This window comes from Enterococcus sp. AZ128, from assembly GCF_051714485.1.
Lineage (GTDB): Bacteria > Bacillota > Bacilli > Lactobacillales > Enterococcaceae > Enterococcus_A.
Map to the genome: position 1 here is coordinate 2,214,156 of NZ_JBIORZ010000001.1, position 17,027 is coordinate 2,231,182.

The following is a 17,027-nucleotide window of genomic DNA, read 5'->3' on the forward strand; positions in this document are numbered from 1 at the left end:
AATATGAGCTTCAGAATCCTTTTAAAATCCTATTTTACTAAAAATATAATTATTTTTACATTTTCGTGTGGTCTGTACGTGAAATAACATCCCGACGTTGTTCGGGTGTCAGATCACGGAATTTCACAGCATACCCCGATACTCGAATAGTAAAGTTCGCGTATTTCGGATTGTCGATATCTTTATCCATTTCTTCTAATAGTTCACGACCAAAGACATTGACATTCAAATGGTAACCACCTCTATCAAAGTAACCATCTAATACTTGGCGCAGATTGTCTACTTGCATTGCTTCATCATCTGTCCGACCTAACGCACCTGGATTGATCGTTTGCGTATCAGAGATTCCGTCTTGCGCACAAGAGTAATTTAATTTCGCTGTTGAATTCAATGAAGCCAATAGACCATTTTTCTCACCTAAGAATTTACCATCTTGATAACTTGGATTCGCACCTGGTGCCAATGGCTTACCTGCACGACGGCCGTCTGGTGTGTTCCCAGTATTTTTCCCGTAAACAACATTTGAAGTGATCGTCAATAATGACAACGTTGGCGTTGAATCACGGTATGTGTGTTGACGTTTGATTTGAGTCATGAAGTACTCAAGAATCCAGTTCGCCATTTCGTCTGCTTCGTCGTTGTCGTTTCCATAAGTTGGGAACTCATTTTGCGGAACATAATCAATCGCTAATCCATCTTCATCACGGATAACTTTTACATTACCATGTTTGATCGCCATCAATGAGTCTGCTGCATGAGAGATCCCTGCGATACCTGTTGCAAACGTACGTTTCAAATCAGTGTCCATCAATGCCAATTGAGGTGCTTCATAAGCATATTTGTCATGCATATAATGAATCACATTTAATGTATTTACATATAACTCAGCTAACCAATCCAAAACATCTTTATAGCTGTCCATAAATTGGTCAAAGTCAATGCTTTCCCCTTCTAACGGGCGGAACCGTGGAGCAACTTGCATCTTAGTCATTTCATCGACGCCGCCATTAATCGCATAAAGCACCGCTTTAGCTAGGTTGGCACGCGCTCCAAAGAATTGCATGTCTTTACCGATAACTGTCGCAGATACACAACAAGCAATTGCTGAATCATCTGATCCCCAGTATTGACGTAGCAAATCATCATTTTCTAATTGAATCGAAGAACTTTCTTTAGCAACTTTTGCTGCATAGGTACGGAAGCCTTCTGGCAAATGAGAAGAATACAATACAGTCAAGTTTGGTTCTGGAGAAGGTCCCATATTGGTCAATGTGTGTAAAATACGGAAGTCATTCTTCGTTACTAATGACGACCCATCCATATTCATACCCGCCAATGATAAAGTCGCCCAAATCGGATATCCAGAGAATAATTGGTTGTATTCAGGAGTACGAGCAAATTTCACCATACGTAATTTCATGATCAAATGATCAATCATTTCTTGTGCTTCGAATTCAGTGATCACACCACGATCTATGTCACGTTGGATATAGATATCTAAGAACGCAGAAATACGGCCAATTGACATTGCGGCACCATTTTGTGATTTGATTGCTGCAAGATAACCAAAGTATAACCATTGGATTGCTTCTTGCGCATTGCTAGCAGGTTTTGAGATATCGTAACCATAGCTTGCAGCCATTTCTTTCATATCGGCTAACGCGCGGTATTGTTCAGAAACTTCTTCACGTAATTGGATGACATCGTTGGTCATAACCTTGCTACCGACGTTTTTCCAGTCTTTTTTCTTTTCTTTCATCAAGAAATCAATTCCGTATAGAGCAACGCGACGATAGTCACCGATAATACGACCGCGGCCATATGCATCTGGTAAACCTGTAATGATTTTATTTTTACGTGCTAAGCGCATTTCATCTGTATATGCATCAAAAACACCTTGATTGTGTGTTTTACGCCATTTATTAAAGATAAATGACATGTCATCGTCAACTTCAAAACCATTAGATTCCAAGGCTTTGTTTGCCATATTGATACCACCAAAAGGCATGAATGCCTGCTTCAATGGTACATCTGTCTGCAAACCAACGATTTTTTCTTCATCTTTGATCAAGTAGCCTGGTGCATGCGACGTGATTGTTGCAGGAACATCATTATCCATGTCATATACGCCATTTTTCTTATGCTGTACTTCAAAAAGTTCTTGTAGTTTATCCCACAATTTTTCAGTACTTGGTGCTGCTTTTTCTAAAAAGCTGTCATCACCCTTGTATTCTGTGTAGTTGCGTTTAATGAAGTCCAACGTGTTGACTTCATGCTGCCAACGACCTTCGTTAAAACCTTCCCAAGGATTTTTTGTTTGTTCTACAGTTTTATCGATTGTAGTAGTTTCCATATCCGCACTCCTTTGTTAAATAGTTTCATAATAATTTAAAATGATTATAACAAAGGAATCTGTTTTAAGAAAGGGCTTTTTTACTCCTTTTATCTATAAATCCTTTTAAAATAATGATAATTATCTTATTGTCGACAACCTTCTGTTACACTTTTCACTATAACAGATAATGTAATTGATAATGACAGTTTCTACTTGATAGCAGAATTTGCTCACTAACATACAATTTCAACTTGGCTCCTGAATGAAAAACAGAAGACTGATACAGTATGGCTTGTGAAAATTTTCTCCCTTCAATCTCTCATAATAGGAAAAATTACTCAAAAAAAGTTTTTTTTATCTCATTATTCTCGTAGAGCTTTCTAATCATGAAGCAATCTGATAATCTCGTTATTAAATAAAGAAAATACCTCACTATGATTATGAATAGAACCCTATACACGAGTTATTTATCTGTTGTAATTATTCTTAATTAAAAATAGTTAAATTTATTTAAAATTATTGGTATGCCCCTCTCCAAACATCGATCTTAATTATTTTATTTCCTTGTCTAAAAAAATGACGAATTCCCTTAGTTGAAAATACTCAAATAAATTGAATTGGTATACAATATCAAACATATGCGTTTTTTCAATAGGGAGGTACTTTATGTTAGAAAGGTATATTGAGAAAAATATTTTCCGCCAAGCTTATCTTTGCCAACAATTGTATCAAAAGAAAGAAATTACTATACAAACAATGGCCGAGCGTTTGAATGTGTGCACGATCACTATTAACAATGACCTAGATGTGTTGAAAGAATCCTTTGAACAGGAAATTATTGCATTTGAAAGAACCAGAAATAGTTGTAGAGTTTCTTTTGACCCGGCTTATCCGTTATTGGAATTGACCCAGCGAATTTATCGCCGTTCCGATTTTTTGCGCGTACTAAACGATTTTTTGATCGGAAATACTCACTGGTCGGAAATCGCCGAAAAAGAATTTCTTTCAACTAGTAAAATCTATCAGATTCGAGCAAACATCTTTGCTTTTGCTGAGGAATTAGGTTATTTGCAGAAGGACCATCAGGTAAAACTTCCTGAAAAAGATCTTCGGTACCTTTTTTTGGCAATCACTAGATATACTGGTGATCGCTCCGCCATACCCTTTAATAAAATGATCGCTTCTGCTGCAGAAAAATTGATTGATTACGTTGAGGATCACTTTTTTGCTCGTGATTATCCACTAAACGAACGAGAGATTATTGTTTTAGGGATTCAATTAAGCTGTCAACGAGCAAGGCAGTCAAGGATCACTTTTTCTGATAATGAGAAAGCCTGTGCTCAACAAACGCCGTTATACAGATTACTACGTGAAGGAATAGCGACCTTAGATTCAACTATTTGTACAAATGAACATGAGCTGCTTTTTATTTATTCACTTTTTAATGCTAGAAACTATCTTTGCAATAATTTGGAACTGCTGCAAAAAGATTTCGAGGTCGTTTATCAAAATCATATCCAGCGATACCCTGAACTTGAGAAGCTGGTCCAAGAATTACGCTCTTCTTTAAATATTTCACCAGAAAATGACTTGCTCTTGAAAAAGGCTTTTCTACCTTTTATCCGTTCAACATGGGCTGATATGCAGCTTTTTCAACCTGAATTGATCTATCTATTGGATAAAGACCAGCAAGACCTCTATCAAACAGTTCAAACGATTTTGACTAAATGGTCGACGATCTGTCAAACAGAGATTCATTGGAATGATAACCTGATTCGAAAAATGACACTGACTCTCGACCTACTGCGTAGAAAAAACTTTGATGAAAAAATCGAGCTCTATATCGTGGCGCCTTCTGATTTCAATTTTTTGTATTACCGAAAACAGCTTGAAGCATTGCTTGATGATCATTTTATTATCAGTAATATGATTTACAATACACTGGACGAAGTCGTTGATGATGTGTTTTTCTGTTCAAGACGGATCATCGTATGTGATACTGCTTTATATCGAGCGGATTTAGGTAGTGAAAACACTTTAATTTTTCCTGTATCGCTCAATACAATCGATGAAATATGTTTTAAAATCAACCAAATCGTACGACCAGTCAAAATAAGCCTGAAAGGATGATTTCCTTTCAGGCTTACTCTTAATGAGTGAAACCGTATGTTTTGATTTCTGGTTTCTCATGGTATACCAAATGTGCCTGATTCAAGGCAGCGATCGCTTCGTGCATATCTTGTACATAGTCACATGCCATATTCATCCCAAAATCAGCACGGATGACCAATCGTTGAATGATTTCTTGATCCAAATTTTTAGGGAGCGGATAAGCCGGTACTTGCCAACCTTTCATCAAAAGACGATCCGCCAAATCATACAATGTCCATTCACGAGCAGCATTTTCTTTTAATTTGTAGCAAACAATTGGTAATTGAGAACCGTCGTTTACGATCTCAAACAACCCTGTTTCTTCAATTGCTTTAGCTAAATACAATGCTACTTTATGCGTGCGTTCATGAATCGCCTTATAACCATCAAAACCGTAACGTACAAAATTATAATATTGACCAATCAATTGGGCCGCACTATGAGAAAAATTGATTGCCATCGTTGGAAGCTCGCCGCCTAGATAACTAACTTTGAAAATCAATTCTTTTGGTAAATATTGTTGATCACGCCATAGTACCCAACCAACACCAGGGTATACTAATCCATATTTGTGCCCTGAAGAATTAATCGAAATGACATTTTTTAATCGGAAGTCCCACTCTAGCTCTGGTTCAGTGAAGGGGGCATAAAAGCCACCTGAAGCAGCGTCAACGTGAATATAGACTTTATAATCTGTTTGTTGATTGTATGCCTCAACTAAATCATTTAGTCCCTTAATATCATCATAGCGGCCTGTATAAGTGATCCCCATAATACCGACAATTCCGATCGTGTATTCATCAACATAATCCATTACTTTATCTAAGTTAATAGACATATGTTCTTGATCTAGCGGTACTTCCCGCATTTCAATATCCCAATACACACAGAATTTTTCCCAACAAACTTGATAACCGGATGAAATGACTAAATTAGGTTTTTTGGCATTAAGATCCAAGCCTAATTTTTCAGCACGTTTGCGCCATGCGAATTTCATTGCCATGCCGCCCAACATACACGCTTCCGAAGAACCGATCGTTGAAGTCCCCATAAATTTTTCATTCTCACTAACATTCCAAAGATCTGCGATCATATTTACACAACGATTTTCAATCTCGGTCGTACGAGGATATTCTGATTTATCGATAGCGTTTTTTTCTAACGTCTGACTCATTAATTTGACTGCTTCTGGTTCCATATACGTTTGACAGAATGTCGCTAAGTTCAACCGTGCGTTTCCTTCATCCAGCATTTCATCCTGAACTAATTGATAAGCCACACGTGGTTCAATCGATTTTTGGTTCAATTTATATTTTGGCAGATCAACTTGTTCACTTTCTGAACCAAAGATAGGTTCTAAATATTCCGCTTCATCACGATTTTCTTTTCCATATAACATGTGTAAATCCTCCTAAAACTGCATTTTATTTTGATTAATGTTTCAATGTGTGTTCTTCTTTTTTAATAATTTGGTGTTCACCGCGAGCTGCCGGATAAACTGCCGGATTCACATCTCCTGCTTCCATGTGAATGGGTTCTTCTATTTTTTTGTGTCCGTGCTTGTCATGTAATTCATAAATAATAAACGGTAAAATCACTGTGATAACAAAACTGATCAATAAGATCACTTGATAGGTTCGATCCTCACCCTTTGCAATTGATGCAGGGGGCACGAAGGAAATCAACAAAGCAAAAACTGATAATAGTAGTCCGATACCTGCAATAATTGTTTTTCCAATCGTTTTGCCAGGCACATTATACGTTCGTGCCAAGCTTTTGTTTTTATAAACCAAAACAAAGTACCCAATAAAAAATAGAAGGTAGCCTACTAAGTAAATCACTACCGTCAATGAAATAGCGACTAAGAAGGATAAATTATTTCCACCGCCGCCAAAAGTCAACACCGCGCCCCAAATGGTTACGATGCCCCCTTGAATCATAATCAATGGTACAGGTACTCCATGCGTATTCGTTTTACGCAAAAAATTAGGTAACAGACCACGTTGTGCCGCAGCAAACATTCCGCGAGACGGACCAACTACCCAAGAACTTACTTCCCCCATTACGCCAAACGCAATCATTAAGGCAATAGCCTTAACCAGCCAACCTAGATGACTATTAAAGTGCAAGATCAGAGATTGGAATGTTTGAATCACTCCAGCGCTTAAAGACAATTCTTTTTGGGGAATAACGGCAGCGACAGAAAATCCACCGATCGCATCCAGAGCAATCGCTAAAATGACCAATAGGATCATAGCTAAAGGATAATTCTTTTTCGGATTTTCTAATTCGTTGATATGAGAAGCAGACGCTTCAACACCCATGTAAGCCAAGATAAATGAGACAAACACTACCAGTGTCGATAATTGTGTGAAATCCGGCAGGAACGCTTGCTTGTTAATAGCAATTTCAATTGGGTTACCTCCGATAAAATATGCTGCTGCTAAACCAAACAGAATGACAGAAGGTATAAGAATTCCAATCACAAATCCTGCTTTCGCAATTTTAGCCGTTCGTTGGGTTCCGCCCAATTGCGAGAAGGTCAAGCCCCAGAAAATGACTAATAAACCAATATATTTCATCAATGGATCAGTATTTAATGCTTGGAAATTCAATACATAGGATAATGCTCCCAAAATGAAATAAATCATGGTGACAAACCCGACGGTAATTTGAAACCATTGAAAAAAGATGGCAGCAAAACCAAAACGTTCACCTAATGTATGGCTGACCCAACTAAAGATCCCGCCATTTTGCCATCCTTCTACAGTAGACATTTCGGCCGCACATAAAGCTACTGGTAAAAACCATAAAAGTCCGCCTAAAAGTAAAAAGAACACTAGGTGCAGCTTCGAAGTCGCAAATGTCGGATATTCATATACGGTTAATACCATCGAAGCTGTTAAAGCAAAAAAGCCGAACAAAGATAATTTTTTCTGACTCATATAAACGCTTCTTTCCCTTTTTTTATTTATTTAACGGAGAAAAGTTTCAGGGAAAAAAAGTTATTGAATACTGATAAAACATTTCAGGCACCTCTTTTCTTACATGGAGAAGTATAGATAGTATTGGTTGAACTTTTTTCTTTATTTTTTTAACTAAAACATTAACAATCTAAAAAAATATGGAAATTCTGCAACAAAAAAAGCGCTAACTCCTCCTTGCTTAGGAGAAAACTAGCGCTTTTTGTTTTTGTAGCTACATGCTGTATTCCTTAATATGATCATTCATTAATCCATTTGGAACATCATGGAGACGATAACCATTGCCCCAGTAAGTAATAATGCGAACATTATCAATATGCGCGTGAGCAATTTTCTTCCGAATATTTCCGACAGCTGTCGACATTTGAACCAAACGCGACTTGCTGACTTCATTATTCCATACCTTATTGCACAACTCATCTCTGGAAATAATCTTTCCACTGCCTTCAGCTAATGCACCAATAATTTTCTTTTCAATATTGTTTAGCGAACTGTAGAAAAGAACTAAATCCTGCTTCTTCATCTCAGATTGTCTAACCAATCCTTTTGAGATAGATTCCTTATGTCCCTCGCGTTTATCGCTTAACAGTAAGAACTCTCTCAATTCAGTCAATGTACAATCAATAGATAGGCAATGATTTTCGTCAATATTAGGTACCGGTTCATCTGTACGTCGCAGATAATGCATATCTTTCTCCACCACAATCGGCAAAATCTCATTAAACTCCTGATTTGTCAAGGTTTCGCTAAAAATGACAATATCAAAAAGAGACAAAATATCTTCAAAGTAATTTGGTTTATCTACATCAAAAAATTCTTTTAAGACAAATACTTCGTAATCTAATCGTTGCAATTCGTTCTGAAATTCTTGCTCAATAATAATATTTCTGGTCAGAATGATCACTTTTTTCATCTTTCTTCACTCCAGTCTTTACTGATTTTCTCTTTCGCATCTTTAATTCTAAAAAAACAACCCTCATTTATTCTTCTAAACAACGTAATCCATGTTTTAAATCCGTGATAATCTCTTGCGGCAAACTACTTTCAAACATTAAAACGCCTAACAATTGCTCTTTCAGGTCCGATCCAATATGTCGTGCTTGTTCTTCTGCTTGTTGAATGATCCTTCGACTTAACGTCGTTGCCTCTAATAATGTGTCTGCAGCATCTTCTTTTACAAATAGCTCAAGAACAGCCGCGTCCTCTTCTTGAAATAAGTATTTGAATAATTGTTCATTTTTATCATGCTCATACATATATTGCTCTAAAAGCCGTTCATATTTTTCTTGCAGCTCATTGGTCGCCGCCATTTCTCCAAAAGCACTGGAACAGTCAACTGTTTGTTGTTGAATAATTTTCCTTCGAATAATGAAGCGGCGCCTCTCTAAATTGTCCCTATTATGATAGACTACTTCATCCTCATCCTTTAACGAGGATAGGTTCGCATCTTCGATTGTCTTCGTTACCTCTTTCAAACGATGACGATACGCCGATACCTTCTCTAAAATATACCCTATAAAGTAGACAGATTAAGAAGAAGGGATCCCTAAAAGTAGACACTTAGAAAAAGGGATATCCCTCTAAAGTGGACATAAAAATATCTTCGGGAAGATGTTAATATATAACAAAGCATCTAGTAGGAGAGACGAAATGAAAGAATATACTAAGAAACAAATGAAGGAACTAGAGTCTAACAAATACACTTTAAAAGTCACTCCTAAAAAAATGTACTTTACCGCAAAATTTAAAGAAGACTTTTGGATTAGTTATCAAGCTGGAAATACACCGAAAAAAATTATTGGCGATCTTGGATACGACGTAACAATGTTTCCTCAAAAACGAATCGATAGTCTTGTTCAAAGAATAAAAAATCAAGCAATGTCAGGAGAAGGTTTTAAAGAAGGAGAAAATCGCAGTAAAAGAGCAAGTATTAAAAAAATTCAATTACAAGAAGAGCTTTCGCCGCAATCATTAAAGCAAATACAACATGAACTTTTATATTTGCGTCAAGAAGTTGAATTTCTAAAAAAAATTACAAAAATAAACAATTCAAAACGAATCGACTAAACATGAGCGAATCCAGTTGTAAGTTTAAGATTATCCATGAGATGCTGACTCAAGAGGACAATGTATTGTCAGCCGTCATGCTTTGTGAGATTGCAGGAGTTTCACGCTCTGGTTATTATCGCTGGGTGAAAAATGCGCCTAAGCGCGAAGAAAAAGAGGATAGAGATAAAGTTGATTTTGAAAAAATTTTAAATGCATATAATTGTCGAGGCTACGCCAAAGGTGCACGTAGTATACATATGAAGTTGTTACATCAAACACCGCCAATAGTGATGAATGTTAAAAAAATAAGACGCTTAATGAAAAAATATGGATTAATTTGCCCTATACGTAAGGCAAATCCATATCGAAGAATATCTAAGGCGTTAAAAACAAACAATGTAGCAGAGAATCTGTTAAACCGGGATTTCACAACGCATGGTGTAAGAGCTGTACTTCTAACAGATATCACATATATTCCATACAATGAGGGATTCTGTTATTTATCAACGATATTGGATGCTTATACCAAGCAAATATTGGCATATGTTCTCAGTAAATCGTTGGAAGTAGATTTTGTTTTAGACACAATGAATCAAATGATGAATGATCACGGTGAAACTTTAACAACGAAAACATTAATTCACAGTGATCAAGGGTTTCACTATACGAGCTACAGCTTCATTCAACTAGTAAAAGACAAAAAACTAAGACAATCAATGTCGCGTCGAGGAAATTGTTGGGATAATGCTCCTCAAGAGAGTTTCTATGGTCATATGAAAGATGAAATAAATATTAGTCAATGCATAGGGTTTGATGAAGTAAAAATAATCATAGATAATTGGATGACCTATTACAATAATGAAGGGGCTGTAAAGAATTTTGTGTAAGTTCATAAAGCTTAAATGTAATCGGTCACTCGAGTTTCAAAAAAGATGACGAATTGTGACAGAATTTGACCCCAATTTTGGACCTTCATGGTCCATTTTTTTGTGACGTCCATTGTTACAAGATAAAGCATCTTTATTAACGACTCATCTGATGGAAACACACTTTTTGATTTTGTCGGTTTTCGCAATTGTCGGTGAAATCCTTCAATAAGATTCGTTGTGTAAATGATTCGTCTTAATTCTTCTGGATACTTGAAAAAAGTAGCCAATTCGGTCCAATTATCCATCCAACTTTTGGTAATGATTGGATATTTTTTACCCCATTTTTCGTCAAAATCACTTAAGGCTTCTAAAGCCTGTTCCTCAGTAGATGCTTTATAGATCGGTTTTAAATCAGTAGTAACAGCCTTTAAATCCTTATAACCAACAAATCTCACACTGTTTCTAATTTGATGGACAATGCATTTTTGAACCTCTGTTTCTGGAAAAGTGGCTTGAATGGCTTCACTGAATCCATTTAGATTATCCGTACACGCAATCAAAATATCTTGCACACCACGATTTTTCAACTCATTCAGCACCAATAGCCAGAACTTTGATGATTCAGATTCGCCGATCCAAATACCTAAAACTTCTTTTAAACCTTCAACTGTGATACCTAAAACAACATAGGCAGCTTTCGATTGAATCCGGCCTTCATGACGGACTTTAAAGTGAATCGCATCCATAAAAATAATTGGATAGAGTGCTTCTAAAGGTCGATTTTGCCATTCCTTTACCAGCGGCAAAACTTTATTTGTGACATTTGAAATGAGCGTTGGAGACACTTCGGATCCATATAAATCGTTAAAGTGATCTTGAATATCTCTGGTGCTCATGCCTTTGGCATACATGGCAATAATTCGTTCTTCTAAACCAGAAACAGAAGATTGATTCTTTTTAACGATGGCAGGCTCAAATTCACCCTCTCGATCTCTAGGGACAGCAATCGGCAGGTCGCCATATTCTGAGGACCGTAAGGTCTTAGAACTGGAACCATTTCGCCTATTCGTAGTGCTCTTCGTCTTTTTATCGTGTTTTTCGTAACCGAGATGTGTCTCCAGTTCTGCTTCCATAATCTCTTGAATCGTTTCACCAAACATATCTTTAAATGCGTCTTTTATATCTTCGGTAGTCTTAATATCATAGTGTTGAATCATTTCTTTGATTTGATCTTTAGAGAGCATACTCATGGTCTGTTCCTCCTGGTTGATTTAGTTCATTTTACCATTGGAACTTACACAAAATATTTTATACTCTCATAATGAACGCTATCAATGGCAGTTAGCTAAGCTATCCCCTAATGAGTACTATCAATATATAACAACGGGAGAGTATCCAATAAAAGGAGTCACACCACCTAAAAATAGTTGAACATCTGTAGCAACAACTACCTGAAAAGTTATCTTCCTTTTTCTTAAAGTGTCCTTGACACGGGGGACGTTTCACTCCTCTAATGCTCCGCGAATTCCTTCCAACTTATCTACTTGATTCAAGAGTTCTTCGTTTTGATTTTCTAATAGGTCAACTTTGCTTAACAGTTGTCCTTCGGTATTATCATTTAAAGTAGAAATATCAACACTTTTCAAATTAGCCTCATCTCTCTTCTTTGTGATTATGATCAAAAGATTTTTGCTTCTGTATGTATCATTTTTGACTTATTATGTAAAACTTTCCTTTATTCCAAAACAAACACCCTCCACTAATGAAGTCCATAGAAGCTTATCTTCTATTTACTATCCATTGATTTTCGTCCTATTTTTTCCTGATTGCCACCCCATTTCTAGGTAAATATATCCTTTAAGAAAAAAACAGATGTATCGTTTAATTTCAAACGACTGATTAATTATTATCAATTTGAATTCGATCACATTTGAGAATATCAGTTAATCGTTCGAAACTCCGAAAACGATAACTGTAGTTATATAACCGGCAGGATTTCCCGATCGCATTCTAATCCAAAAAGAATAAAAATTATTTTTATTTTAAATAAATAATTTTTATGTTTTATTATACATCTATTTTAAAAAAATTATAAAATATTTTTTATAATAAATCAACAGTATATTAACTTTTCAAGAAACCTTTTTTTTAAAATGATTTTTGAACATCGAAATTTTTAACCATTTACACATTTAGCAATAATGTTTCAATCCTCCAAAAAATTTTCCGAAAACCCTAATATAAATAGCTACATGATAATAATTATCTAAAGATAATAACCTTGTTAATTCCCTAGATAAACAAACTACCTTTCTGTTTATGAGTAACTAAAAAATTGAATTTACTCGTTCATCACCCAAAAAAATTTAATATATTTATTGAAGGAAAATAATATCCCCGAGATATTACTAGAATAGCATAAATAGATTTTTATGCATTGAAAACTAATAATTATTGATTCCATTTTTAGATTTATTTTATCAGGCTAGTTATTTTTTTGATTAATACGCTTTCATTTGTTTTTACACTAATTCCAATCTATAAAAAGCATTCTAATATAATAAATATATAATCAATAATTTTTAGACTATAAATAGCTAAATCATGGCATTCATTGAATAATCAAAAACAGAGATTACTTGATGATAATTATTCTTTCATTGTCATTTTCGTTGTTATATCAGTACTCTCCCGCCTTTCTGGCACGGATATAATCATTTATGCTCTATTAATCAAGAGGAACTATTTGTATTATTTTGACAGTGATCAGTGCATTAATATGAGGTTTTATTTTAAACAGATTCCAATAATTGAAGCGACATCAAAAAAGCGATTCTCGTCTCATCGTTTGAAACGAAAATCGCTTTGTTTTTTACTTAATCATATAGAAGGAAAGCGATATGAAGATTTACCATAAAGTATGATTATCTGTCATCCATCGCACTAACCTATTCCTAAGGGGAATTAATGAAGCATAGATTCTTTCTTTTCAATATAGTCATTCTCTAAATAATCGAAGAACTTTTTATTTAAACGATACCCTTGCCCCCAAACTGTTTGAATGGCTTCATCTCCAAATACATTACCCAATTTCTCATTCACCTTTGAGACCACCTTTGAAAGGCTGGCTAAAACTGATTTAGTTGGCTCCTTCTCCCAAATCTCGCGACTGATTTCTTCTCTAGGTACCGTTCTGTCGCCAGATTGAATCAAATAATACACGATTTCTTTTTGCTTCAGCTTCAAATTTAACTCTGATAATTTTTGTTTAACAGTAACTTGTTGAACATGTACGGCATCTTTGGTAGCTAAGCTTGATAACTCGGCAACCAATAATATTTCCCGCAATCTTTCTAAGTCAGAATTCACTGGGATCCATGCATCGAAAGGCGCAGCATCTGTTTCATCATAATTCCCTTCAATTGCGCGGCGAAAAACTTTCATATTCACTTGAGGCAATTGTTTGATTACTTCATACGTTTCTATGTCGTAAAGCGTCTCACTAAAAATGATTCCTTCGAATTGAGAGAAGAAACCTTTATCAAAAGAATTTCTTTTTAGTTGCGTCATTATACTGCTAGAGCAATAAACTTCATTTCCTAACTGTTTTAATTGTCGCTCAAAATTTTCTTCGTATAATGGAACTTTGGTCAATAATAATAATTGCATACTGTATATCCTCCTTAAAAAGTACCTTCTTGTATTAAACAACCTTTTCTAAACTACAGTGCCCATTAAGCGCTAATGGAACACCTCGTTAATAATTCTCGAAAATTAATCGGAAATATCATTAATTGTCGTGGGTCAGAAAAATAATTATATAGATTAATTATATTATACTGTTAATTTTAGGTCAATTTTTAATTTTATGTAATAAAAACATATGTGGATGCCTTTTATGACCTGGTTAATAATGAATAGATTCAATTAACAACCCAACGACGGTCAATTTCATCTTAAATAAAAAATTGAAAATTCCAAAAATCTATCAATTAAGTCTTCAATCAAAACATACGGACATAAAAATAATTTTTTTTTACAACTAAAAAATGCAGAAAAAGCTGTTCTTTCTGAATAAGCAGAAAATGAACAGCCCTTTCGCTTCTTTTTATTTCACGTTTAATATCCACATAAAACCGATAAAGACGAAAAACAATCCGTACATAATCGGTGAGACTTCTTTTCCGCGTTTAGCAGCAATCATCGTGATTGGATAGAAAATGAACCCTAACGCAATCCCATCTGAAATACTATATGTTAACGGCATACCAATCAAAATCAAAAAAGAAGGAATCGCTATTTCCAATTGATCCCATTTGATTTGACGCAGCGATTGTGCCATCAAAACACCGACAACAATTAACGCTGGTGCGGTAACCTGCGACGTAACTACTGATAACAATGGTGAGAAAAACAGACCAAAGATAAAGAAGACCCCTGTAGTGATTGCGGTCAGACCAGAACGCCCCCCGACAGCAATTCCCGCTGAAGACTCTACGTAAGCACCTACTGGCGAAGTTCCTAAAAGAGAACCTGCCAACATAGCGGTGGAATCGGAAGCTAAGGCTTTTCCAACTCTAGGCATTTTATTGTCTTTCATAAAACCTGCTTGATTAGCCAACCCAACAAGTGTTCCTGCGGTATCAAAAAAGGTCACCAATAAGAATGTTAGAACAACGACCCAAAGCTGGAGCGTATTGATATCTTTTACATGGTTTAGTGCGACTAAGAATGTCGGCTTCAAACTAGGTGCTGCAGAAATAATTTGAGTTGGTGCATGGATCAGTCCTGTTACTAACCCTAATAACGTAGTTGCAACCATTCCGATAAATATTCCGCCTGGAACTCGACGCACCATCAAAATCGCGGTTGCGATCAACCCAAACACCGTCAACCAAGTCGTCCCACTCATTGAACCTAAACCAACCAATGTCGACTTATTGGCTACGATGATGCCGCCTTCGCTCAATCCTAGAAAGGCGATGAATAGACCAATCCCACCAGAGATCGCATATTTCAAATCAGATGGAATGGCATCAATAATCATTTCACGTAATTTGAAAATCGTGATTAGAATAAAGATCAGCGACGCAACAAAGACTCCTGCCAAAGCCGTTTCCCAACGTATCCCCATCCCGACACAAACAGAATAAGCAAAAAAAGCATTGATTCCCAATGCCGGCGCAGTGGCGATTGGATAACGAGCCAATACCCCCATCAAAATACAACCTAGTGCACTGGCTAATGCCGTGGCAGTAAACACGGCACCTTCATCCATTCCCGATGCACCTAGAACACTAGGATTAACAAAAAGAATATAGGCCATTGAAATAAAAGTAGTGAAGCCTGCTAATATTTCTCTTTTTACTGTTGTGTTCAATTTTTCAAGTTCAAAATAGGAATTTATTTTCCCCTTCATGCTGCTCCTCCTATAATATAAAAATGTTCGTAAAATAATAGTTTGTTTTCCCAAACAACGAGGATAATCATATAATAAACAAGATAATAAGTAAACAATAATGTGCAATCATCTATAAACACGAACATTAAATAAAAAAACAACATGCATTAATGAACCTCTCCCCTCTCCGTCTAAACAAATTATTGGACAAAATTCTGAAACCTCGCTATTTTTGAAAAGGACTTCATTAATGCTTGCTTACAGTTTTTCGCAGGATATTAACGTATAGGCTGGACAGCCTAAAAAGGAGAATTATTTTGAAACAGCTTACCTTTAAACAATTTTGGGAATTATCGGAAATTTATACTGCGCCCTTAAATCTTTTTATCATTCTACTGGGCTACGCCATCGCGAAATTCCAATCCAACAGTTTGCCAAGCCCGGAATTCTTTTTGTTTGTTTTGATCATTGTGATGTTCCACATCACCGTCAATGTTTTTAATCACTACATGGATTATCGAAACGCTTCTGACGAGAATTACAAACAACAAACAAATATCATTGGCCGAGATCATTTGGATCTGCGATTTGTACGCAATTTCTACTTATTTAATTTGATCGTTTCTTTTCTATTGGGTTTGATATTGGTTTGGCGAACAAATTGGGTAATCGGTATTTTAGGAGTGATCGGCTTTTATATTGGGTTGTTTTATTCATACGGACGGCGTCCCTTGAACAGTCTGCCGATCGCAGAAGCTTTGACCGGTACCGCCAGCGGATTTTTTATTCCGGTGGTTAGTTATTATCTAGCTGTTTACCAAACACAAACAGTCACTTTAACGATGATCGCTAAAGTTTTCTTGATCAGCCTACCGTTAGTATTGATGATGTTTAACAATTTATTGGCAAATAATACCTGTGACTTAGAAGAGGATATTGAGAATCATCGTAAGACGCTAGTTTATTATTTGGGCAAACCTTTAGCTGTAAAAGTCCTATCACTCGTCTATATCTTCAGCTTTATCTGGCTATTTGTTTTAGTCATCGCCGGTTTGGCACCTTGGACGATATTGTTTTTAGTCTTCTTTTTTCCAAAAAATTGGCAAAGCCTGAAAAAATATCGTGCATTACAAGATAAGAAAACGACATTCCCGATCGTCTTAAAAGCCATGTCAGTCATCATGGTCCTTTATCCAGTTTTTTACTTTATCGGATCGTTTTTTGCATAATAAAAGCCT

The 17,027-nt window shown here is 35.9% G+C and carries 13 protein-coding genes; 4 read left to right on the forward strand and 9 right to left on the reverse strand.

The features are described from left to right. Window positions 1-55: 55 nt before the first annotated feature. Complete coding sequence (gene pflB, locus IGI38_RS10920) at window positions 56-2,353, reverse strand: formate C-acetyltransferase (protein ID WP_438729794.1); 2,298 nt, start codon at window positions 2,351-2,353, stop codon at window positions 56-58. Window positions 2,354-3,001: 648 nt separating this feature from the next. Here pflB and IGI38_RS10925 point away from each other — a divergent pair. Further along, the gene (locus IGI38_RS10925) at window positions 3,002-4,465 is read left to right on the forward strand and encodes a helix-turn-helix domain-containing protein (RefSeq protein ID WP_438729796.1); all 1,464 of its coding nucleotides are present in this window, start codon (window positions 3,002-3,004) and stop codon (window positions 4,463-4,465) included. Between the two features lie 19 nt (window positions 4,466-4,484). On the opposite strand, the gene IGI38_RS10930 is transcribed toward IGI38_RS10925, so the two are convergent. The 4 genes from IGI38_RS10930 to IGI38_RS10945 form a co-directional block, all read right to left on the reverse strand. Beyond that, window positions 4,485-5,885 carry a glutamate decarboxylase gene (locus IGI38_RS10930; RefSeq protein ID WP_438729799.1) on the reverse strand — a complete coding sequence of 467 codons (1,401 nt, stop codon included), beginning with the start codon at window positions 5,883-5,885 and terminating at the stop codon, window positions 4,485-4,487. 34 nt (window positions 5,886-5,919) lie between these two features. After that, entirely contained in the window at window positions 5,920-7,431 is a 1,512-nt protein-coding gene (gene gadC, locus IGI38_RS10935; RefSeq protein ID WP_438729801.1) for a glutamate:gamma-aminobutyrate antiporter, read from the reverse strand. Window positions 7,432-7,684: 253 nt separating this feature from the next. Next, window positions 7,685-8,383 carry a helix-turn-helix domain-containing protein gene (locus IGI38_RS10940; RefSeq protein WP_438729804.1) on the reverse strand — a complete coding sequence of 233 codons (699 nt, stop codon included), beginning with the start codon at window positions 8,381-8,383 and terminating at the stop codon, window positions 7,685-7,687. 67 nt (window positions 8,384-8,450) lie between these two features. Further along, window positions 8,451-8,945 carry a hypothetical protein gene (locus IGI38_RS10945; RefSeq protein WP_438729807.1) on the reverse strand — a complete coding sequence of 165 codons (495 nt, stop codon included), beginning with the start codon at window positions 8,943-8,945 and terminating at the stop codon, window positions 8,451-8,453. Between the two features lie 175 nt (window positions 8,946-9,120). On the opposite strand from IGI38_RS10945, the gene IGI38_RS10950 reads away from it, so the two are divergent. Beyond that, window positions 9,121-9,537 carry an HTH domain-containing protein gene (locus IGI38_RS10950; RefSeq protein ID WP_438725573.1) on the forward strand — a complete coding sequence of 139 codons (417 nt, stop codon included), beginning with the start codon at window positions 9,121-9,123 and terminating at the stop codon, window positions 9,535-9,537. A gap of 2 nt (window positions 9,538-9,539) precedes the next feature. Continuing rightward, on the forward strand, window positions 9,540-10,406 hold the full coding sequence (locus IGI38_RS10955; RefSeq protein WP_438729810.1) for an IS3 family transposase: 867 nt from the start codon (window positions 9,540-9,542) through the stop codon (window positions 10,404-10,406). 11 nt (window positions 10,407-10,417) lie between these two features. Here IGI38_RS10955 and IGI38_RS10960 read toward each other — a convergent pair whose 3' ends face one another. From IGI38_RS10960 to IGI38_RS10975, 4 genes are all read right to left on the reverse strand, one after another. Then, entirely contained in the window at window positions 10,418-11,638 is a 1,221-nt protein-coding gene (locus tag IGI38_RS10960) for an IS256 family transposase (RefSeq protein ID WP_438729813.1), read from the reverse strand. Between the two features lie 252 nt (window positions 11,639-11,890). Beyond that, on the reverse strand, window positions 11,891-12,070 hold the full coding sequence (locus IGI38_RS10965) for a hypothetical protein (RefSeq protein WP_438729816.1): 180 nt from the start codon (window positions 12,068-12,070) through the stop codon (window positions 11,891-11,893). Between the two features lie 1,282 nt (window positions 12,071-13,352). Continuing rightward, window positions 13,353-14,057: a helix-turn-helix domain-containing protein gene (locus tag IGI38_RS10970; RefSeq protein ID WP_438729819.1), complete on the reverse strand. Its 705-nt coding sequence runs from the start codon at window positions 14,055-14,057 to the stop codon at window positions 13,353-13,355. Between the two features lie 439 nt (window positions 14,058-14,496). Further along, the gene (locus IGI38_RS10975) at window positions 14,497-15,807 is read right to left on the reverse strand and encodes an NCS2 family permease (RefSeq protein WP_438729822.1); all 1,311 of its coding nucleotides are present in this window, start codon (window positions 15,805-15,807) and stop codon (window positions 14,497-14,499) included. A 299-nt stretch (window positions 15,808-16,106) separates the two neighbouring features. Between IGI38_RS10975 and IGI38_RS10980 the strand changes: the two genes are divergently transcribed. Continuing rightward, window positions 16,107-17,018 carry a prenyltransferase gene (locus IGI38_RS10980; RefSeq protein WP_438729825.1) on the forward strand — a complete coding sequence of 304 codons (912 nt, stop codon included), beginning with the start codon at window positions 16,107-16,109 and terminating at the stop codon, window positions 17,016-17,018. The last annotated feature ends 9 nt before the right edge of the window (window positions 17,019-17,027 follow it).